Annotated in this window: 19 protein-coding genes, 1 pseudogene and 1 other annotated feature; all 20 genes and pseudogenes read right to left on the bottom strand. The window is 39.0% G+C overall.

Going from position 1 to position 22,292, the window contains the following annotated elements; genetic code table 11:
• Window positions 1-11: 11 nt before the first annotated feature.
• The gene (rpsG, locus tag bsdcttw_RS01805; RefSeq protein WP_185257750.1) at window positions 12-482 is read right to left on the bottom strand and encodes a 30S ribosomal protein S7; all 471 of its coding nucleotides are present in this window, start codon (window positions 480-482) and stop codon (window positions 12-14) included.
• Between the two features lie 312 nt (window positions 483-794).
• Complete coding sequence (gene rpsL / locus bsdcttw_RS01800; RefSeq protein ID WP_185257749.1) at window positions 795-1,214, bottom strand: 30S ribosomal protein S12; 420 nt, start codon at window positions 1,212-1,214, stop codon at window positions 795-797.
• A 386-nt stretch (window positions 1,215-1,600) separates the two neighbouring features.
• Window positions 1,601-1,861 carry a hypothetical protein gene (locus bsdcttw_RS01795; RefSeq protein WP_185257748.1) on the bottom strand — a complete coding sequence of 87 codons (261 nt, stop codon included), beginning with the start codon at window positions 1,859-1,861 and terminating at the stop codon, window positions 1,601-1,603.
• A 197-nt stretch (window positions 1,862-2,058) separates the two neighbouring features.
• Window positions 2,059-5,784: a DNA-directed RNA polymerase subunit beta' gene (rpoC, locus tag bsdcttw_RS01790; protein ID WP_185257747.1), complete on the bottom strand. Its 3,726-nt coding sequence runs from the start codon at window positions 5,782-5,784 to the stop codon at window positions 2,059-2,061.
• Between the two features lie 122 nt (window positions 5,785-5,906).
• Window positions 5,907-9,740 carry a DNA-directed RNA polymerase subunit beta gene (gene rpoB / locus bsdcttw_RS01785; RefSeq protein WP_185257746.1) on the bottom strand — a complete coding sequence of 1,278 codons (3,834 nt, stop codon included), beginning with the start codon at window positions 9,738-9,740 and terminating at the stop codon, window positions 5,907-5,909.
• 435 nt (window positions 9,741-10,175) lie between these two features.
• The gene (gene rplL / locus bsdcttw_RS01780) at window positions 10,176-10,538 is read right to left on the bottom strand and encodes a 50S ribosomal protein L7/L12 (protein ID WP_185257745.1); all 363 of its coding nucleotides are present in this window, start codon (window positions 10,536-10,538) and stop codon (window positions 10,176-10,178) included.
• Between the two features lie 68 nt (window positions 10,539-10,606).
• On the bottom strand, window positions 10,607-11,101 hold the full coding sequence (gene rplJ / locus bsdcttw_RS01775; protein WP_185257744.1) for a 50S ribosomal protein L10: 495 nt from the start codon (window positions 11,099-11,101) through the stop codon (window positions 10,607-10,609).
• Window positions 11,102-11,117: 16 nt separating this feature from the next.
• Window positions 11,118-11,292: a sequence feature (ribosomal protein L10 leader region), on the bottom strand.
• 131 nt (window positions 11,293-11,423) lie between these two features.
• A complete protein-coding gene (gene rplA, locus bsdcttw_RS01770) occupies window positions 11,424-12,119 on the bottom strand; it encodes a 50S ribosomal protein L1 (protein ID WP_185257743.1) in 696 nt (231 codons plus the stop codon).
• A 116-nt stretch (window positions 12,120-12,235) separates the two neighbouring features.
• Window positions 12,236-12,661: a 50S ribosomal protein L11 gene (gene rplK, locus bsdcttw_RS01765; protein WP_185257742.1), complete on the bottom strand. Its 426-nt coding sequence runs from the start codon at window positions 12,659-12,661 to the stop codon at window positions 12,236-12,238.
• A gap of 99 nt (window positions 12,662-12,760) precedes the next feature.
• Window positions 12,761-13,276 carry a transcription termination/antitermination protein NusG gene (gene nusG, locus bsdcttw_RS01760; RefSeq protein ID WP_185257741.1) on the bottom strand — a complete coding sequence of 172 codons (516 nt, stop codon included), beginning with the start codon at window positions 13,274-13,276 and terminating at the stop codon, window positions 12,761-12,763.
• A gap of 15 nt (window positions 13,277-13,291) precedes the next feature.
• Entirely contained in the window at window positions 13,292-13,501 is a 210-nt protein-coding gene (secE, locus tag bsdcttw_RS01755; RefSeq protein WP_185257740.1) for a preprotein translocase subunit SecE, read from the bottom strand.
• Between the two features lie 75 nt (window positions 13,502-13,576).
• Window positions 13,577-13,726, bottom strand: a complete 150-nt coding sequence (gene rpmG, locus bsdcttw_RS01750; RefSeq protein ID WP_084558626.1) for a 50S ribosomal protein L33 — start codon at window positions 13,724-13,726, stop codon at window positions 13,577-13,579.
• 96 nt (window positions 13,727-13,822) lie between these two features.
• Complete coding sequence (locus tag bsdcttw_RS01745; RefSeq protein WP_185257739.1) at window positions 13,823-14,836, bottom strand: LacI family DNA-binding transcriptional regulator; 1,014 nt, start codon at window positions 14,834-14,836, stop codon at window positions 13,823-13,825.
• Window positions 14,837-14,860: 24 nt separating this feature from the next.
• A complete protein-coding gene (locus bsdcttw_RS01740) occupies window positions 14,861-15,379 on the bottom strand; it encodes a Gx transporter family protein (protein ID WP_185257738.1) in 519 nt (172 codons plus the stop codon).
• Window positions 15,380-15,486: 107 nt separating this feature from the next.
• On the bottom strand, window positions 15,487-16,536 hold the full coding sequence (locus bsdcttw_RS01735; protein ID WP_225903764.1) for an FAD:protein FMN transferase: 1,050 nt from the start codon (window positions 16,534-16,536) through the stop codon (window positions 15,487-15,489).
• Between the two features lie 106 nt (window positions 16,537-16,642).
• Window positions 16,643-17,656, bottom strand: a complete 1,014-nt coding sequence (locus tag bsdcttw_RS01730) for a hypothetical protein (protein ID WP_185257736.1) — start codon at window positions 17,654-17,656, stop codon at window positions 16,643-16,645.
• Between the two features lie 108 nt (window positions 17,657-17,764).
• Window positions 17,765-18,667, bottom strand: coding sequence for a UbiA family prenyltransferase (locus tag bsdcttw_RS01725; RefSeq protein WP_185257735.1), 903 nt, complete (start codon window positions 18,665-18,667; stop codon window positions 17,765-17,767).
• Between the two features lie 13 nt (window positions 18,668-18,680).
• On the bottom strand, window positions 18,681-19,661 hold the full coding sequence (locus tag bsdcttw_RS01720) for a polyprenyl synthetase family protein (RefSeq protein WP_185257734.1): 981 nt from the start codon (window positions 19,659-19,661) through the stop codon (window positions 18,681-18,683).
• The gene (locus tag bsdcttw_RS01715) at window positions 19,654-21,645 is read right to left on the bottom strand and encodes an NAD(P)/FAD-dependent oxidoreductase (RefSeq protein WP_185257733.1); all 1,992 of its coding nucleotides are present in this window, start codon (window positions 21,643-21,645) and stop codon (window positions 19,654-19,656) included. The genes bsdcttw_RS01720 and bsdcttw_RS01715 overlap by 8 nt, the downstream gene beginning before the upstream one ends.
• Window positions 21,646-21,951: 306 nt before the next feature.
• Window positions 21,952-22,125: pseudogene (locus tag bsdcttw_RS01710) on the bottom strand (sporulation transcriptional regulator SpoIIID); the annotation flags it as partial.
• Between the last annotated feature and the right edge of the window lie 167 nt (window positions 22,126-22,292).

Below are 22,292 nucleotides of genomic sequence, written 5' to 3'. Positions count from 1 at the left end.
TACTCATAAAATTACCAGCGATAATGTGCAAATGCCTTATTAGCGTCAGCCATCTTATGCATATCTTCTTTCTTCTTAACAGCAGAACCTGTGTTATTAGAAGCATCTAAAATCTCATTAGCTAACTTCTCTTCCATGGTCTTCTCTCCTCTTTTACGTGAGTAGAGTGTTAACCAACGAAGCGCTAAAGCCTGTCTTCTGTCAGGTCTTACTTCGATTGGTACCTGATAGGTAGCACCACCGATACGTCTTGCTTTTACTTCAAGAACCGGCATGATGTTATTCATAGCATCTTCGAAAACTTCAGTAGCTTCTTTACCTGTCTTCTCAGCTACTCTTTCAAAGGCTCCGTACACAATCTTCTGTGCAGTTCCTCTCTTACCATCTAACATAATGTTATTGATAAGCTTGGTTACAGTCTTACTCTTGTAAATAGGATCTGCCAATACATCTCTTTTCTGTATATGTCCTTTACGTGGCACGTTTCTTCCCTCCTTAATAATCCTTATTGCCCGAAGAAAAATCTATTCCGGACTGACAAAACAGGATTTTCCCGAATTGTCTTTTATAAGTTCCCTTAAATCATCGGTACTCACATTCCCCGGTTAACCGGGCAGCATAAGAAATCTCTTATACCATTTTGTGTTCGCGCACAGTTTAACTTATCTTTCAAATCTATTCCGTTGATGAAACAAAATGTTTTTTCCTCTGCGGTGATAAAACGCGGCTCCCTTATTTTATCCCAATCTGAAATAAAAATTAATCCGGCACTTAATGATTAGCGAAAAACTTAATTATTTACCTGCTTTAGGTCTCTTAGCTCCATACTTGGAACGAGCCTGTCTTCTCTTAGCAACACCTGCTGTATCAAGTGTACCTCTGACGATGTGGTAACGAGTACCGGGTAAATCCTTAACCCTTCCACCTCTGATCAGAACAACACTATGCTCCTGAAGGTTGTGGCCTTCTCCGGGGATATAGCTAGTTACTTCGATTCCGTTAGAAAGACGAACTCTGGCGATTTTTCTAAGAGCTGAGTTAGGCTTCTTAGGAGTTGCTGTTCTAACTGCTGTACAAACACCTCTCTTCTGGGGTGAGGACACATCAGTAGATCTCTTATTTAAGGAGTTAAATCCTTTTTGAAGAGCAGGAGAAGTTGATTTCTTCTCAACCGTCTTTCTACCTTTTCTAACTAATTGATTAAATGTAGGCATTAATTTTCACCTCCTGGTTTTTGTTTGAAATGAATAAATTTCCTGAATTTATTCCGTGAGCCGCTTTACATTTTACTTAAAATAAACATAAATACTGACGCAATATAAAATCGCGCTTTTAGATTATACTTTAAATAATCCATGGTGTCAAGGGTTTTCCTTTAAATTTAGCGGTAAGTACCTATATGATGAATGAAATAAAGTTTTAACACCCATTCAAAGGATTGCTTGTCCGAGGGATTTTATTCAAAAAAATGTTCCCATAATAAAGCTTTGGGAACATCTACCGATAATTATATTTGTTGTTTATTCCACAATTCCTTTATCTCGTCAGGCTCCTAAAATTCTAACAGCTCATCGGGTAGAATTCCCTATCTGTGCCTGTTTTATTTCGCATCTTTCTTAAAAAGAAGGACAAAGATTTTAATCACAAAATAATACGTCAAAATAATTCCTGCTAATGTAATTAACATTATTATCGGCTCAAAGCAATACTTCGCAAAATTATCTAAATCAATAAAATAATTCTCAAATATAACATCAACATTTTTCTGAATCAATTCAATATTTACTATGACCAGTAATAAAGAGATTGCTAATCCAAGTATGTGTTTTTTTAACAAGTTTATATTCATGATATTACTCAATATTACTCACTCCTTCTCTTACTAAGATACAGGAGACGCTGTTGCTATTGCCCTGTAATACAGCAGCCCTGTATTTTTACTTAATATGGTAATTCTTTATTAGCATAGTTTACCATATTTAGAATTAGCAAGCAATACATTTTTTGTAATAAAAACGGTACCCGCAATTGTATTTACTCTTGCGGGTACCATATTTACTATTTATCAGAATCATCCAAGGATTCATCATTCTCAAAATCTTCCTCTGAGAAATCTTCATCCTCGAACTCATCCAGGTCAATACTGTCTAAATCATCATCCATAGCATCATCGGAGTAATTAAAGTTCTGATAATTGTCATCATCAAAATCTTCAGAAAGAAGTATCTCTTCTTCCATATCACTGTCTAATTTTACAGAGCGATATCTCTTCATACCGGTTCCGGCAGGGATTAATTTACCGATAATAACATTTTCCTTCAGACCGATTAATGGATCAATCTTTCCGTTAATAGCAGCTTCTGTTAATACCTTAGTGGTTTCCTGGAAGGATGCTGCTGAAAGGAAGGAGTTTGTTGCAAGGGAAGCCTTTGTTATACCAAGCATTACCTGCTTTCCATCTGCTATCGGAAGTCCTTTGCTCTCTAACTCTTCATTTACATCCTCAAATTCCAGAATATCTACTAATTTACCAGGCAAGAATTCAGAATCACCGCTATTTTCGATGCGGATTTTCTTTAACATCTGACGAACAATTACTTCAATGTGCTTATCATTGATTTCAACACCTTGTAAGCGGTAAACTCGCTGAACTTCCTGGATCATGTAATCCTGAACCGCACGAACACCTTTAATCTTTAGGATATCATGAGGATTAACACTACCTTCTGTCAGTTCATCACCGGCTTCTAACACATCACCGTCTAACACTTTGATACGTGAACCGTAAGGAATTAGATAAGTCTTAGCTTCTCCGGTTTCATTGTTTGTTACAATAACTTCACGTTTCTTTTTCGTATCCTTTATGGTTACAACGCCGCCGAACTCTGCGATAATTGCAAGTCCCTTAGGCTTTCTGGCTTCAAATAATTCTTCTACACGGGGAAGACCCTGTGTAATATCATCGCCGGCAACACCACCGGTATGGAAAGTACGCATGGTAAGCTGCGTACCGGGTTCACCGATAGACTGTGCTGCAATAATACCTACTGCTTCACCAACCTGAACAGCTTCTCCGGTTGCCATGTTGGCACCATAACACTTGGCACATACACCAATGTGTGATTTACAGGTTAAGATGGTACGAATCTTTATTTTTGCATTAAAGCCCTGTTCTGATATCTTCTGGGTCGCAACGATTTTAGCTGCACGCTTCGGAGTAATCATATGGTTAGCTTTAACTATTACTTCGCCGTTATCATCCTGGATGGTCTCACAGGAATATCTTCCGGTGATTCTCTCTTCTAAGCTTTCAATTACTTCGCTGCCATCAGCAAACGCTTTGATCCACATACCAGGGATTTCTTTCCCTTCGCAGCAATCAACTTCACGGATGATAAGATCCTGTGATACGTCTACCAGACGACGGGTCAAGTAACCGGAGTCGGCAGTACGAAGAGCGGTATCGGAGAGACCTTTTCTCGCACCATGAGCAGACATAAAGTATTCCAATACGTCCAGACCTTCACGGAAATTAGACTTAATAGGAAGTTCCAAGGTACGTCCGGAGGTATCTGCCATAAGTCCACGCATACCGGCAAGCTGCTTAATCTGCTTATCGGAACCACGGGCACCGGAATCAGCCATCATATAAATGTTGTTGTATTTATCAAGTCCTGTAAGCAGCGCTTCTGTAATATCATCATCGGCTACTTTCCAGGTGTCAATTACAGCTTTGTGTCTTTCATCTTCCGTCATAAGACCACGGCGGAAGTTCTTGGAGATTTCTTCAACTCTTGATTCAGCTTCTGCGATAATGATCTTCTTCTGAGGAGGAACGGTCATATCGGAGATGGAAACGGTCATAGCTGCTCTGGTGGAGTATTTATATCCTAAGGACTTAATTGCATCCAGAGTTTCTGCCGTCTTAGTAGCTCCATGGGTATTAATGCATTTCTCAAGAATTTTCTTTAACTGCTTCTTACCTACATGGAAATCAACTTCAGGTACCAGGAAGTTATCCGAATTTGTTCTGTCTACGAATCCCAAATCCTGGCTGATGATTTCATTGAAGATAAAACGTCCCAAAGTGGACTCAATCGTTTTGGTTATGGTAACGCCTTCGCTATTAATACCGGTACGTCTTACTTTTATTCTTGCATGAAGAGTAATGGCACCATTTTCATAAGCTAAGATAGCTTCGTTAACACTCTTAAAGAAATGTCCTTCTCCAAGGTCACCGGGTTTTTGCAAGGTAAGGTAATAGATACCAAGTACCATATCCTGTGAAGGAACGGCTACAGGTCCACCGTCGGAAGGTTTTAAGAGGTTGTTAGGAGAGAGAAGAAGGAATCTGCACTCGGCCTGAGCTTCTACGGATAACGGTAAATGCACAGCCATCTGGTCACCATCGAAATCGGCATTGAAAGCAGTACAAACAAGAGGATGCAGCTTAATAGCCTTACCTTCTACCAATACCGGCTCGAAAGCCTGAATACCAAGTCTGTGAAGAGTCGGAGCACGGTTAAGCATAACCGGATGCTCTCTGATTACCTCTTCTAACACATCCCATACCTCAGACTGAAGCCTTTCCACCATCTTTTTAGCGGATTTTATATTATGAGCAGTGCCCTTGGCAACTAACTCTTTCATAACGAAAGGTTTGAATAATTCGATTGCCATTTCTTTGGGCAGACCGCACTGATAAATCTTTAATTCGGGTCCTACTACGATAACAGAACGTCCGGAGTAGTCAACACGTTTACCAAGTAAGTTCTGACGGAAACGTCCCTGCTTACCCTTTAACATATCAGATAAGGATTTTAATGCACGGTTTCCAGGACCGGTAACTGGTCTTCCTCTTCTGCCGTTATCAATTAAAGCATCAACTGCTTCCTGAAGCATTCTCTTTTCATTTCTTACAATAATATCCGGTGCACCAAGCTCTAAAAGTCTCTTCAGACGGTTGTTACGGTTGATAATTCTTCTATATAAATCGTTCATATCGGAAGTAGCAAAACGTCCGCCATCCAACTGAACCATAGGTCTTAAATCCGGAGGAATAACCGGAACTACAGTAAGTATCATCCAATCCGGTCTGTTACCAGACTCACGGAAGGCTTCAACAACCTCCAGTCTTTTGATAACTCTTGCTCTCTTCTGTCCGGTAAAATCCTTCAAACCTTTTTTCAGTTCTTTGGATTCTGCTTCCAGGTCAATTGCCATTAAAAGTTCCTGAATAGCTTCAGCACCCATTCCAACACGGAATCTGTTGCCGTACTTTTCATAAGCTTCACGGTATTCTTTTTCATTTAAAACCTGTTTGTACTGTAAATCACTGGTTCCTTTATCAAGAACAATATAGGAAGCAAAGTAAAGTACCTTTTCAAGAGTTCTGGGGGATAAATCCAGAATTAATCCCATACGGCTGGGGATTCCTTTAAAGTACCATATATGGGATACAGGGGCAGCAAGTTCAATATGCCCCATTCTCTCTCTGCGGACAGAAGCTTTGGTTACTTCAACACCACATCTGTCACATACAACACCCTTATATCGAATCTTTTTATATTTACCGCAGTGACACTCCCAATCTTTGCTGGGTCCAAAGATTTTCTCACAGAACAAACCGTCTTTTTCCGGTTTTAAGGTTCTGTAGTTAATTGTCTCCGGTTTTTTTACTTCGCCTCTGGACCACTCTCTGATTTTTTCAGGAGAAGCAAGGCCGATCTTTATAGCATCATAGGTTATTTCCTGATTACTTTGGTTATTTACCACTTCTGGCATCATCTGGCACTCCCTTTCATAGCATTCTGCAAACTAACAACCATGCCTTTTCCAACACACCGTAAGTTTGGGCCGAGGATTTCGCAGGCACTTGTATGAAAATTAGTTATTAACTTTCATTACTATTCCTCGAAATCTTCATCATCCAAGTCAGTAAGTTCTACCGTCTCTTCGTCAAACGGATCAAAGAAACTCTCTTCTTCTTCAGCAGTTGTCTCACGGTATCCGGCTTCCGTATAATCTTCGTCATAATGGAAGTTGTTGTCACCTTCGATAAGAGGAGTCAAATCGCCATCGCCGTAATCAATGTTTTCTGTCATTTTAATTTCGTGACCATTTTCATCCAGTACGATAACATCCAGCGCCAGTGACTGAAGCTCTTTTAAAAGCACCTTGAAGGATTCCGGAATTCCGGGATCGGAAATATTCTCACCTTTTATAATCGCTTCATAAGTCTTTACACGTCCCGTAACATCATCGGATTTTACAGTAAGGATTTCCTGAAGAGTATAAGCAGCACCGTAAGCTTCCAGTGCCCAAACCTCCATCTCACCGAATCTCTGTCCACCGAACTGTGCTTTACCACCTAAAGGCTGCTGTGTTACTAAGGAGTAAGGTCCTGTAGAACGTGCATGAATCTTATCATCTACAAGATGGTGAAGTTTTAAGTAGTGCATGAAACCTACGGTTACAGCTCCATCAAAATACTCACCGGTTCTTCCATCACGGAGTCTTACTTTACCGTCTCTGTTAATGGGAACACCCTTCCATTGATCTCTATATGCTTTATTGTTCTCTAAATAATCCATAACTTCCGGATCAAGAACTTCTTTATACTTGTTATAGAATTCATCCCACTCTGTATTAACATAATCATTGGCAAGTTCCAGAGTATCCATAATGTCATACTCGTTGGCACCATCAAATACAGGTGTTGCTACCTTAAATCCAAGTACTTTTGATGCAAGGCTTAAGTGGATTTCAAGTACCTGACCGATATTCATACGGGAAGGCACACCCAGCGGATTAAGCACGATATCAAGAGGTCTGCCGTTCGGTAAGAAAGGCATATCTTCTGCCGGTAATACACGGGATACAACACCCTTGTTACCATGTCGACCAGCCATCTTATCTCCGACTTGAATCTTTCTTTTCTGGGCAATATATACTCTAACAGTCTGATTCACTCCGGGAGAGAGTTCATCACCGTTTTCTCTTGTAAACACTTTGGCATCTACGATAATACCATATTCGCCATGAGGCACACGAAGGGATGTATCTCTTACTTCTCGTGCCTTCTCGCCGAAAATTGCACGAAGAAGTCTCTCTTCTGCTGTAAGTTCGGTCTCACCCTTTGGTGTTACCTTACCTACCAGAATATCTCCGGCACGTACTTCAGCACCGATTCTTATAATACCTCGTTCATCAAGGTCTTTTAAGGCATCGTCACCAACACCGGGAACATCTCTTGTAATTTCTTCCGGTCCCAACTTGGTGTCTCTGGACTCTGCTTCGTATTCTTCTATATGAACGGATGTATAAACATCCTCCTGAACAAGTCTTTCACTTAAAAGAACAGCATCTTCGTAGTTATAACCTTCCCAGGTCATAAATCCGATAAGAGGATTCTTACCTAATGCTAATTCACCATTGGAGGTAGAAGGACCATCTGCTATAACCTGGCCGGCATCAATCTTATCACCCTTTACAACGATAGGTCTCTGATTAATACAGGTTCCCTGGTTACTTCTTGCAAATTTTAACAATTTGTAATTACTCTTAGTTCCGTCGCTGTTCTTGATTATGATTTCCTTTGAAGTGGACTTTTCAACAACGCCGGCTTTTTCGGATACTACGCATACACCGGAGTCAACTGCGGCCTTTAATTCAATACCGGTACCAACAACAGGGGATTCGGTAATTAATAGAGGAACCGCCTGACGCTGCATGTTAGAACCCATGAGGGCACGGTTAGCATCATCATTTTCAAGGAAAGGAATCATAGCGGTAGCCACAGAAAATACCATCTTAGGAGATACGTCCATTAAATCAATTCTTGACTTCGGATATTCCAGAGTTTCCTCTCTAAAACGGCCTGATATATTACTGTCTGTAAAATATCCGTTTTCATCCAAAGGTTCATTTGCCTGTGCTACTACATATTTATCTTCTTCATCAGCAGTAAGATATACTACTTCATCGGTAACTCTAGGGTTCTTAGGGTCTGTTTTATCCACTTTACGGTAAGGTGCCTCAATGAATCCATACTCATTAATCCTTGCATAAGAAGCAAGGGAGTTAATAAGACCGATGTTAGGACCTTCGGGTGTTTCTACAGGGCACATTCTGCCATAATGGGAATAGTGAACATCTCGAACCTCGAATCCGGCACGATCACGGGACAAACCGCCAGGTCCTAAGGCTGAAAGACGTCTTTTATGAGTCAGCTCACCAAGAGGATTGTGCTGATCCATGAACTGTGACAGCTGAGAACTTCCAAAGAATTCTTTTACAGCAGCTGTAACCGGTTTGATATTAATTAAGGACTGAGGGCTAACGCCTTCTAAATCCTGTGTAGTCATTCTTTCTCTAACCACACGTTCCATTCTGGAAAGACCGATACGGTATTGGTTCTGTAATAATTCGCCCACTGCACGGATTCTTCTGTTACCTAAGTGGTCAATATCATCAGAACCACCAATGCCGTATTCCAAATGAATATTATAGTTAATAGATGCTATAATATCATCTTTTGTTATATGTTTAGGAATCAATTCAGCTATATTTCTCTTAATAGCAGTCTTAATATCCTCTATATTCTTATATTCATCCAAGATGTTCTTCAGAGCCGGGTAATAAACTTCCTCTGTTATGCCCAATTCTTTCTTATCCACATCCAGATAATAATTCAAGTCAACCATTAAACTGGAGAGAACCTTGACATTTCTTTCCTCCGCTTGTACCATTATAGAGCGAACAGCAGCATTCTGAATCTCAACTGCAAGATCTTCTGATATAACTGTACCAGCTTCTGCAATAATCTCACCGGTCTCTTTATTTACAACATCCTCAGCCAGAGTACAACCTATTACCCTGTTCTTAAGCGCAAGTTTTTTGTTGAATTTGAATCTACCTACTTTTGCAAGATCATATCTTCTGGGGTCAAAAAACATACTGTTGATTAAAGATTCCGCACTTTCTACAGAAAGCGGTTCGCCGGGACGCAGCTTTTTATACAACTCAAGTAAACCATCCTGATAATTATCAGATGGATCCTTTGTTATACTTGCTAAAATCTTCGGTTCTTCTCCGAAAAGCTCCTGAATCTCTATATTGCTGCCGATACCTAAGGCACGGATTAATACAGTAATGGGAACCTTTCTGTTACGATCCACACGAACATAAAAAACATCGTTTGAATCTGTTTCATACTCTAACCATGCTCCTCTGTTAGGAATAACAGTAGAAGAAAACAATCTCTTACCGATTTTGTCATGTCCGATGGCAAAGTAAATTCCGGGGGAACGTACCAACTGGCTAACGATAACTCTTTCTGCTCCGTTTATTACGAAGGTTCCGGTTTCCGTCATTAAAGGCAAGTCACCCATAAAAATATCGTGCTCATTGATCTCATCGTTCTCTTTGTTGTGAAGTCTGACTTTCACCTTTAAAGGAGCTGCATAGGTTGCATCTCTTTCCTTGCACTCTTCAATTGAATATTTTACATCATCTTCGCACAACGCAAAATCTACAAATTCTAAGCTTAAATGCCCACTGTAATCTTCAATTGGAGAGATATCTTCAAAAACTTCCTTCAGTCCTTCATCTAAAAACCACTGATAGGAATCTTTTTGAACTTCAATCAGATTTGGCATTTCCAGTACTTCTTTTTGCCTAGAATAGCTCATTCTTACGCCGTTTCCAACTTTGATTGGACGTATCCTGTTTTTATCCATTGACGTTTTCACCCCTTGAATTTTATTTTTATTTCCAGAAACATTCTAGAATAATTTGTTTAAACTACTTTTCTTTTATACGGAGATGTGCTATAATAGATATTGTAGGCATATCTTCGCACAATAGTGCATCTTTCATACTATCACAGGAATGTCAAGTTGTCAATATGTTTTTGTCCTTTTTTCATCTTTTTCTATTCCTTTAACCGAAAAATCCGCTATCTATAGTTTATTCCCAAAATAAGGCAGTCTATACCACTACCCCCTGAATTCTTTTTAAGGAGATATCATTCACTGTAATCTTCTATCTCATTGCAATATTCAGGATGCTTAGGATAAACCGGAGGTAAAGCTGCTATGTATCAATATTACATATTGCACAAAAAAGGTCTGTCCCATTGATACTCAGGACAGACCTTTACTGTTAAAGTTAAATTATTTAACTGTAACTTTAGCACCTTCAGCTTCAAGTTTAGCCTTGATATCAGCAGCTTCATCTTTGGATGCTGCTTCTTTTAACATCTTAGGAGCGCCATCTACAAGATCTTTAGCTTCTTTTAAGCCTAAGCCTGTGATTTCACGAACTACTTTGATAACCTTAACTTTGTTAGGGCCGCAATCTGTTAATTCAACGTCAAATTCTGTCTTCTCTTCTACTTCAGCTGCTGCTGCAGGACCAGCAACTACAACACCTGCTGCTGCGGATACACCGAATTCTTCTTCACATGCTTTTACTAAATCATTTAATTCTAATACTGTTAAGCTCTTAATAGCTTCGATAAACTCTTGAGTTGTCATTTCAAATACCTCCATTGAATAATTTATTTGTACGGATTAAAATTTCGTAACTGTTTCGCTCTTAGTTACTATGCTACTTCTGACTGTTTCTCAGCGATTTGCTTAAGAACACGAGCAAGATTGGTAACAGGTGACTGTAAGCTTCCAAGTAACTTGGAAATAAGTACTTCTCTTGAAGGAATTGTTGCGATAACCTGGATGCCTTTTTCATCATAATAGCTTCCATCAACAACACCTGCTTTGAACTCTAACTTAGGAGAAGTCTTAATATTATCATTGATGATTCTTGCAGGAGCGGTAGCATCTTCAATTCCGAAAGCTACTGCAGTAGGTCCTTCTAAGTGTTTTACAAGGCTCTCATATACAGTTCCTTCAAATGCACGCTTTAACAAAGTATTTTTGTATACTTTATATACAACGCCAGCTTCTCTTAACTGTTTACGAAGTTTTGTATCTTCTTCTACCGTAAGACCACGATAGTCAACAGCAACGATTGCCTTTGCCTGATCAACGTATCCCTTAATCTCTTCAACAATAGGTTGTTTTAATTCTACTTTTGCCATTCTGGTACACCTCCTTATAGATTTTAAAAAATCCCTTACTGCAAGACAGTAAGGGATTCAATAAGTTTCTTAATGAATGTGAGTTTGTTTATCAAACTCATTGAGCTTAGCTAGTAAACTCATCCCTGGGTAGGCGTTTTCTCCTTATGCCTTACGGCACCTACTGTCTTAGGCAGCTTAGTAGAAATAAAGTACAATTTCTACGGCAGAAATTAAAATGCAATTTCTGCAGTGGAAAATATATTAGTAATTTCCACAGCTTTAAAATTATAACATTAATCTATTATGGTGTCAACCATAAAACAAAATCTTTTTCAAAAGATTACTGAGCAAGTTTTGCAGTGTTTAATTTTACACCAGGTCCCATTGTGGAAGAAAGTGTAACGCTCTTTAAATACTGTCCCTTTGCAGCAGAAGGTTTTGCTTTATTGATTGCGCCAATAAGCGTCTGGAAGTTGTCCGCTAATTGATCTTCGCTAAATGAAGCTTTTCCCAACGGCACGTGAATGATATTTGTTTTGTCTAATCTGTATTCGATCTTACCGGCTTTGATTTCCTTAACAGCCTTTGCTACATCCATAGTAACAGTTCCGGCTTTGGGGTTAGGCATTAAGCCCTTAGGTCCGAGTACACGTCCTAAACGACCTACAACACCCATCATATCAGGTGTAGCAACAACTACGTCAAAGTCAATCCAGCCTTCATTCTGAATCTTAGGCACTAATTCTTCTCCGCCTACATGATCTGCGCCAGCTGCTTCAGCTTCTGCAAGCTTATCACCCTTTGCAAATACTAAAACTTTAACTGTTTTACCTGTTCCGTGGGGAAGTACTACTGCACCACGAACTTGCTGATCAGCGTGACGTCCGTCAACACCAAGTCTAATATGAGCCTCTACTGTTTCATCAAATTTAGCAACAGCTGTTTTCTTAACTAAGCCGATAGCAGCATCTGCATCGTAAAAAACAGCTCTGTCGATAAGCTTTGCAGCTTCTGCGTATTTCTTTCCTCTTTTCATTGCATTAACCTCCTAGTGGTATTATCGGGAGCTTAAAGAATCTCTTTCTGTCAAAGACCGGATTCCTATTCATGGTATGCCAAGGCAACCATTACCCTCCCACATTTTATTAAAAATTAGTCAACTACGGTAATTCCCATACTTCTTGCAGTACCAGCTATCATACTCGTAGCTGTATCAATGTTTGCAGCATTTAAATCAGGCATCTTTAATTCTGCAATCTTTCTTACTTCGGCTTTGGTTATTGTAGCAACCTTAGTCTTGTTAGGAACTGCAGAGCCAGATTTTAAGTTGCAAGCTTTCTTTAAAAGAATAGCAGCCGGAGGAGTCTTTGTGATGAAGCTAAAGCTTCTGTCTGCATATACAGTGATAACAACAGGAATAATCATTCCTTCCTGATCTGCGGTTCTAGCATTGAATTCCTTTGTAAACTGCACAATATTAACACCGTGCTGACCTAAAGCAGGTCCAACAGGCGGTGCGGGTGTTGCCTTTGCAGCGGGAATCTGTAATTTAATATATCCTGTAACTTTCTTTGCCATTATAGCATACCTCCTGAATTTGTGGTTTTATCGGGATTGCCCTCCCACCATCCGGTTTCTTTTGTGCAATAGAAGTTTTTGAGCCCGGATGTTCTTTGTTTACAATTTTCTGATATCCGTGAAACTTATTTCGACAGGAGTCTCACGGCCAAACATATCGACACTTATTGTGACAATCTGTTTGTGAGTATTAATCTGCTTAATGATGCCAGTTGTATTTTCCCACACACCGGAAACAACCTCCACCATATCACCGATTTCAAAATCAACAACAACGTCGTCTTTCTTAATTCCCATAGCTTTCATTTCTAAATCAGTTAAGGGAACCGGTTTGGAGCCAGGACCGACAAATCCGGTAACGCCTCGTGTATTACGAACAACGTACCATGTATCGTCGTTCATTTCCATGTTAAGCAAAACATATCCAGGGAACATCTTCTTCTGAACTTTTTTCTTAACGCCGTTCTTTACTTCGATAACATCCTGTAAGGGAACGGATACCTCTAAGATCTGATCTTGAAGTTTTCTGTTTTCAATTGTTTTCTCAATGTTGGCTTTCACCTTATTCTCATATCCTGAGTAGGTATGAACAACGTACCAATTCGTCTTTGACATATGACCATCCTTATTCTATTTAATAATAAAACCGAGACCGAATTTTACGATTAAATCTACTACAGATATAATTACACCAAGCGCAACAGATGCTGCAAGCACTGCTGAGGACTGCTTGATTAAAGTATCTCTGTCAGGCCAGGCTATTTTTGAGAATTCAGCTTTCAGTCCTTTGAACTTGCTTTTCTTTGGAGCCTTTTCCGTTGTAGTTAAGTTTTCTCCCATATTCTCACTTTCCTTTCCTATCAGTCTGTCCCAAAAATTGCTTTTTAAGTGAACTGTATAGAATTTAAGATACCGTTATTTTGTTTCTTTGTGTAGTGTGTGTGATTTGCAGAACTTGCAATATTTCTTTGTTTCCATTCTGTCTGGATGTGCTTTCTTCTCTTTTGTCGTATTGTAATTACGTTGTTTGCACTCCGTACATGCCAATGTGATCTTTACGCGCACAGCTTCCACCTCCGCTTGAATTTTAAAATTTTAGGCATAAAAAAAAGACCTCTTCCATCGCCAATATAATATAACATACTTTATTATTCACGTCAATTATTTTTTTATGTTTCTAACTGTACCGCCTTTTATCAGTTCAACCTTCAAACATACGGAATCCAGAGATGTTGTCATAGGGCTTTCAATTAGATTGATAAGCTGTCTTGCCGCTTCGCTTCCTATTTTATCCGTATCCTGTTTTATTGTTGTTAGTCTGGGTTCTATTGCCTGGGAGACAAGTATCCCATCATACCCGGCAACCGAAATATCCTCGGGTACTCTAAGTCCTGCCTTCCTGATTCCATTCATTACACCAAGAGCAGCATGATCATCCGGCGCCAGAATACAGGTGGGCGGAACCGGAAGTTTCATAAGATTAATCGCCAGTTCTTCACAGAATTCCGAATTTCTGTAGATTCCTTCTATCATATAATCTTCCGGTATTGAAAGACCATTTTCTTTCATAGTGTTATGAAAACCTACGAGACGGTTATGGGTAACCGATGATTTATTTCCATGTATATAGGCTATTCTTTCATGACCGCAGTCTATTATATACTGCACCAGCTGTCTCATTCCATCGTAATTATCCGATAAGATAGAAATTGCTTCATTCGATACCTGATCAATGGTCACAACAGGAAAAGGGCTGTTAATCAATTCGATTACCTGGGTCTGAGTGAAATCTGCACACACAATGAATACACCATCAAAGTTACGGTATCTGCAATGTTCCAGAAAGCTCATACTGCGCTTTCCCATATTCTGCTCTATAAATGTAATATCATAGCCTTTTAAGGCAGCTCTTTCCTTAAAAGACGCCAGAACATGGGCAAAATACTCATTTCTGAGTCCATAGTCAAAAAGAGTTGAAAAGAGCACCCCTATGTTATAAGTCTTTTTTGTTTTTAAGATTTTTTCTCCATTAGTAGGCAGATACCCTAATTCAATGGCGACCTTCTTAATCTCTTCTCTCTTCTCTTCACCGATATCCCTGTATCCATTTAATGCCTTACTGACAGTGGATACCGATACGCTGCATTTTTCAGCAATGTCTTTTATCGTTGCCATGTTCCCATCACCCCTTTTCCGTGTTTACCAATATCTTGTGCTGTTTTTAAGCTTTAACTGTACCTTAAGCAGCATTCCTCCAAGTATTCCTATTAAAATTCCTGTTACAGTACCGGCAATCAGTAATACCGGCAAATAATATATAATACTTGTGGTTTTCAGCATAAGTCCCGCTACTGCTATCTGCCCGATATTATGAGATATTCCTCCCGCAAGGCTTACTCCAATCATACTAAAGCCCTTGATTTTCTTGAACAGACACATTACCAGCCAGCTTAGAAGTCCTCCTGCTATACTGTAAAGAAGACTTGCCATGTTACCGAATGTAAATCCTACCAGTACTATCCGGACACAGGAGATAAAGAATGCATCCCTTGGGCCCATGGCATAAAGAGCTGTAAGCACCACAATATTTGCCAGTCCCAGCTTAATCCCCGGGATTCCCAGGGATATGGGAACCAACACCTCAACAAAACTAAATATAAAGGCAAGTGCCACAAATATTCCATAAAAAGCGACTTGGCCTGCCGTAGATTTCTTCATGTAAACTCCTATCTATGACTTTCTAATGTAATGTACCTCATGTTTATACCGAGGATTTCGCAGGTGCAAACATGTCTGTGAAAATTATCTTTTTAATTTTCACATTCTTATTGTTCTCTGATGTATTTTGCAAAACCAGGGCTATATTTGATGTCTCCGTTTTTGAATACCCAAAGGGCTTGTATCTGGGGATGCGCTGCTACAAACTTTAGTCCATCCTCATAAGGCATGTTATAAATTGCTTTCGTAAAGGCATCTGCCATTCCGGAATCTTTGCATACGATAGTGACTGCTGTAAAATACGTTGACGGCATTAAGGTTACAGGGTCGATGATGTGATGGTACTTTTTGCCGTCAACCATATAATATCTTTCATAGTCACCGCTGGATACTAAAGATGCTTCTGTTAGATTCAGAATCAGCAGATTCGTCTTTTCACTGTTTAAATCCGGATTCTGTATACCTACATGCCAAGGCTCTCCCTTACCGTCTCTGCTTCCGATAACCCGGACATTGCCTCCGACGCTGACCATACCGTTTGCAAAGCCATGAGCTTCAGCATATTGGCATACCTGTTCGGTTGCATATCCCTTGCCTACGCCTCCTACATCAAGAGACATTTCGGGATCTTTTAGGAATACGGTAGAATTCTTCTCATCAATAATCAGATTATCAATATTCGTATGTTTGTTTTTTTCCTGCAGCAACTCCATGGGTGGAAGTTTAGCCTTTTCAGGGTCATTAATACCTTCCTCCCTGTATTTATGCCATACCTGCAGAACTGCTCCAAGAGCAATATTTAATTTGCCGTCTGTTTCAGTATAAGCATTCTTGGCATATACAAGCATGTCCAATAACTTCTTATCCACTTTTACCGGTTTAACACCAGCATTATCGTTAATTGTTTTTATATTATTAATCCCGTCATAATTGTTATAGATGTCATACAACTCATGATATATTTTAAGCTCATCATAGATCATTTGGGCATTTTTGTCGAATTCTTTTTTGCTGTCGGCATAACCGACTATTTTTGTTACCGTATCAAATAAAACCAGAAATTCCGCTTCATATCTTTTTGGCTTTGAAAAAGCACAGGAGGTGAGAGAAATTACATTAATAAATATCAGTGCCAAGCATAAAATCCGCTTTCCCACGTTAGTCTCCATTTCTATAGAACCTGAAATTGTTCTATCACATATATTCTCTGTTTAAAATAGGGAGGTAGTCAAACTACCTCCCTTAAAGCTACGCCTTTACGAATTACTGAGCGTTTGTTACAGCTTTTTCGATTACACCAGAAAGAGGTGCAATATGTATTGTTACAGAACTTGCAAGATCAGAGTCCTTCGGTGTTCCTTCATCGCTTACAGCAATACCTTTGATCTGGTCAATTGTCTTACCTGTAGCATATTTAGCAAATGCATTTGCTTCTTCATACCACTCTTTGCCGATGGAGGAAGCCTGCTTCATACCATAAGCATCTTTTAATTCCTGTTTAGACTGAACATCAGCAGAAATATCAGATGTGATTGTACCTGTTGTATTGAATTTTACATCAGCGATAGAAGCATCAATAGCACAGCTTGTGATCTTCTTGGAAGAATCAACGGTTACTGCTGTGTAGTAAGAATAAGCTTCAGCTACACCATCAGTATCTGCTGCAGCATCTGTGGACTTATCAATTGTTGTATTAACGCCGAATCCTAATTTATCTCCGGATTTTGCACCTAAATCCTGTGCATTTGCAACAGCTTTAGCAACAACGGCAATAAAATCACCAACATGTACTGTTACAGAAGAAGAAAGATCAGCATCACTAGCTTTACCTTCATCTGTTACGGCAATACCTTTAACTTCATCTAAAGTTTTTCCAACACAATATTTTGCGAATGCATCAGCCTGCTCATTCCACTCTTTACCGATTGAAGAGCTGCCCTTCATACCGTATTCTTCTTTCAGTTCCTGTTTTGACTTCATAACTGTAGCTAAATCAGTTGTAAGTTTTCCTTCTTTAGAAAAGTTGATTTTTGTCTGAGCAGCATCAAGTTTACACTCGATAATCTTTCCATCAGAACCAACAGTTACAGCAGCAACATAAGAATCTGTCTCAGCGAGACCATCTTCGTCTCCTGCATTGGTTGAACTTGATACGTGTGTAATTATACCAAGACCAGTTTTAATTGCTTCGCCTTTAGAACCGCTGCTCTTACCGCAAGCTGTCAAAGCAGAAAGCACTAAAGTCATGCATAATACAAGTGCTAAGCCTTTTTTCATAAATTTTATCCTCCATAATATGATTATTTTTTTATTTTAATACCAGCATTTGCTGATAAAAATAAACACTTTTAAAACACAAAATCTGATTAGCCTTAATCATTCTAATTAGGGAAGCAGCAAACTAATAAATACAAGTATTGTAAGGCTGCCCATAATTGCAATATAATTCTTTATAGAAACCACAAAGGTCTCACTTTTTACTTGTTTTTTCTTGAATTCCCTGATGTTTTTCTCTACCGGGTACAGGGTAAGTAGTGCCAGTAAGCACAATGGTGATAATATTTTAACAATACACATTAAAATAATACCAGCGTAACAAATGTAATAAAGCCCGGCAAATAATCCAATTGATTTTTTACCAATATAATAAGGCAGGGTATGCCGTTTTACCAAAATATCCTTTTCTACATCACAAATGTTATTTGCCAGCATGATATTCGCTGTGCAGCAAAATGGAATCACAGCAACCAGGAAAAGTTTAAGAATCGGTATGATATGAAAACTTATACTAACTTCTTCCAAGCTTATGCTATAGCTTAAAAAGGTTCCTGCCGGTGAATTAATGTAAAACATTAAAAACGGAATAAACAAACCGTAAAAGATACCGGAAAGAAGTTCTCCTAAAGGCTGTCTTGATATGGGTACCGGGCCATAGGTATATAACACACCACACAAAAAACAAAGCCCTCCGACAAATAAAACAACCAAATCAGTACGGTAAGCCAAGTAGATTCCCAGTATCCCACCGGAAATCAGCAGCGCATATATAATATGCAGCGCTGTTCTTCTCTGAAAGGGGAGCAGCTGGTTACCATCCTTGGTATCTATATAATTATTAATTGCTGTAGTAGCAATATCTATCAAAAACATGGAGCAAAAGAATACCAGTGTAATCATTACCTGAATTGATTCACCCTGATAGAGTAAAACACCAATTGACATGGCAAATGCAAAGAGACTGGTAATTTTAGTCCGGATTTCTACATATTCAAAAAACCGTTTTATCATCTGCTTTTGCTCCTTAATCTAAACGGGAAGCTTTATTTAATATTTCTGTAAGCTTTTCTTTTTTTACAGGATTCAGTGACAATTCATCCATTATCTTTAAGGATTTCTTATAGTACTTATCGACAATGTGTCTGGTGGCCTTAAGTCCTCCGGAACGATTGACGGCATCATTTATCTCCTGTCTTGAGATATCCTTCTTCTCCGCCTTTTGCTTAAAATCAACTTCATTCTTTAAGGCATGTATAAGCGGGAGGGTTATAACACCTTGCTCATAATCCGATTGCACCGGTTTCATGCTTTTTTCCTTGGTGGATTCAAAATCCATTAAATCATCTGTCAACTGAAATATCATTCCGATATTAAAGCCCAACTGTTTGTAGCGGTTGCATTCCTTTTTATCATAGTCCGCAAGAACCGCACCTGCATAAAAAGAAGCCTCAAATAATGCCGCTGTTTTGCCTGAAATAATCTTTAAATACTGATAAACCGAGAGATTCAGATTAAAATTATTAATATATTGTTCCAATTCCCCAGTGCATATTTTACCTGCATAGTCAGGAAGTGCAAGACTCAGATATTTTTCTTTCTCAGTAATGGAAGCCGCTAACATAAGGGCAGTGCATAGAAGATAATCACCGCATATTACAGCCGTTTTTTTACCAAACTTCTTTTGCAGCGTCAGCTCGCCCCGGCGTAAATCCGCATCATCTATCACATCATCATGTACCAACGTAGCCAGATGTAGTACTTCTATAGCCGCCGCCATCTTAACTGCATTCGGATGAACCAACCCTTCTTCGTTCTGACTGCAGATGATAAGTGCTCCTGCACGAATATATTTGCCCCTGGATGAGAGCAAATGAGTTATATATCCGCGAACAACCCTTGGGGACCGTGCTATGGCACGGTCCATCTCCTCGATTGCAGCCTTTGTGGCTTCCTCAGCAGATAAAAGGGTTATATCGCTTTGACTGTGTGTCTTATTATTAATCATTATAAATGTACAACTTTCTTACTATAGGTAATTTCTTCCACCATTTCTTAAGTCCGGGCATTGCATAGTAATCCAGACCAAAGGTTCTTCCTGCACCGATTAACATCGCGATGCCTGCAAATATCATCCAGAAAGTGTTTAAATATAAGCCAGTTGTGCAGACAAACATAAATTGAAGTACTAAGGAAACAGCTGCTGCAGGACCTGTAAGAAGTCCGCCGATTAATGCAAGACCGATTAAAATTTCTGCTATTACGATAAATATCTGCATAAACATCTGCATTCCGTTGTTCGGTAAAATAAGATGATTTACAAACCAGTTCATAAGCGGAATATCTAATTTGAATGCCAGGTCATTTAATGTGGACTCTGCCAATGTCTTACCGCTTACAAAAATAACTTTAACTAACCCAAGAATATTAAAATGTACTAACACCTGGCCTACTGCCTGTGCTGCTCCTTCCCCGCCGCCGCTTGCTGTTGCAGAAGAAGTTGCATCTGCTGCTCCGCTTTCAACAGCTTTGGTAGCTACGTTTGATGCTGCATTTAAGATACTGTTATACCAAGTATTGGCGCCGCCGAAGAAATCTGTTAATTTACTTCCGGTAAACCAGCCTTCAACAATCTTCATAATACCTTCATAAACCCATACGGCTCCAAGCCATACTCTTAAAGCTACTAAAAGGAAACTAGGTGTTCTGTTGGAGAAATGTCCTCCCACAAAGCTTCTGCAGTTTCTTACTGTAAAGAACTCATGTTTTATATAGCTGAATATCTTATTCCATCCAAGTACCTGAATAAAATAAATAATATTAATGAAATGCTTTGTAAACATAGCGAAGAATGATGCCAGACTGAACATGTGATTCGGTAAACCTACCTGTGCCACACCGTATCTTCCTCCGATACTAACCATAACACCGTGGAATGCAGGTTTGTAAACTTCCATCTCACCCTGTCCGGTTACTGAACAAACTATATTGTGCGCAATAGTGTCTGCACACTGCTCACAGTTCTCAACCATCTGGGGAACAGGACGTTCTTCACCTTCCGGAACATAATACATATTGTCACCGGCAATAAATACTTTCTCGTCTTTTGTGGAACGAAGGTACTTATCTACTTGTACACGTGCGCCTCTGGTAAGTTCCAGATTCTTTCCGGCTTCCTGTGTAATATCAGCACTCTGAATACCAGCTGCCCAGATAACTGTTCCGGCGGTATAATGATTTATTTTATCGCCTTGTTTTAATTCTATAAAATCGTTACCAACTGCTGATACGGTTGCATTCATTATAAGGGAAACACCCATCTTTTCCAAGCGTCTTGCCACTTTTGCAGAAAGCTTTTCAGTCAGGTTAGGGATAACACGGCTCAATCCGTCAACATCACAAAGAGTTACTTCTTTTCTGTCAATTTCATATTTTTCGCAAAGGATTGGAACGTATTCTGCCAGTTCGCCGACCATTTCAACTCCGGTAAATCCAGCCCCGACAACAAAGAAACTTAAGAGTTTCTTTCTCTCTTCGATATTTGTTTCACAAGAAGCCTGTCGAAAAACGTTATGAATACGGTCTCTTAGCATCACTGCGTCATCAAAGGACCATAGTTTATAGGAAAATTCTTCCGCTCCGGGTACCCCATAAAAAGTAGGTTTGGAACCAGCAGCCATAACTAAAATGTCATATTTATATTCGCCTGTATTTCCTAAAACTTTCTTGCCTGTAAAATCGATGGAAGCTACGGTATCAATGACAACATTTACCTTTCTTCCGGCAAAAACTTTCTTAAGGCTGATCTTGATACTGTCTTCATCTACGCGGCTTGCCGCAACTTCGTGGAGTTCAGTAAGCATTGTATGGAATGGGTTCTTATCTATAATGGTTATGGTTACATCAGGATTTTTTTTGAATCTTTTCGCAAGTTTTTTCGCTGTCAGAATACCTGAATATCCGGCACCGACGATAACAATATTTTTCTCCATTTTCTTCTCCTTTGCTAATTTACAGATGCATTGTATCAAATAAAACTTGATTCGTCAACTATGTTTATAAGATTGTTAATTTATTAGTAAAGATTCTCATTATGCATCTGCCAGTTACAGTTTATAAAATATTTTTATGTGTTTTTATGCACTTTATTTAAATTATAGCATACATATCTGAAAAATAAAATACATAGATAAACTAATATAGCGAAATATAGAATGTCTTGACTAAAAGGCTCTTTTGCCTATGCAAAGAGCCTTTTTCATATCCTATATTTTTTATGAGCAATTGCTTTTTATTCTTTAGTATGCTTGACTATACTTGGTTTTATGTAGGTACTTTTCTTTTGTGGCTAATCCACCTCTGATATGCCTTTCTGACTTATTTAGGTCCAGCACAACTCTGGCTCTGTTAGCCAGGGAAGGATTTATCTGCCCTAAACGTTCTGTCACATCTTTATGTACTGTTGATACAGAAAAAAACGCTCTGTGTAAAGTGTGATTTTTTCGGTTATAGTAACCTTCAACAGTATTATTTATTTTATTTATTTTTTTCGAAAATTTGCTCATAAAGCAATATATTATTCTTTACATCTTTTATAATCAAATTGTTGCAAATTAAAAGTAAACGGAGTGATAAATAA

Source organism: Anaerocolumna chitinilytica (assembly GCF_014218355.1).
Classification (GTDB): Bacteria; Bacillota; Clostridia; order Lachnospirales; family Lachnospiraceae; genus Anaerocolumna; species Anaerocolumna chitinilytica.
Note: the sequence above shows the minus strand (reverse complement) of the source record. Positions and strands in the feature narration are given on the sequence as shown.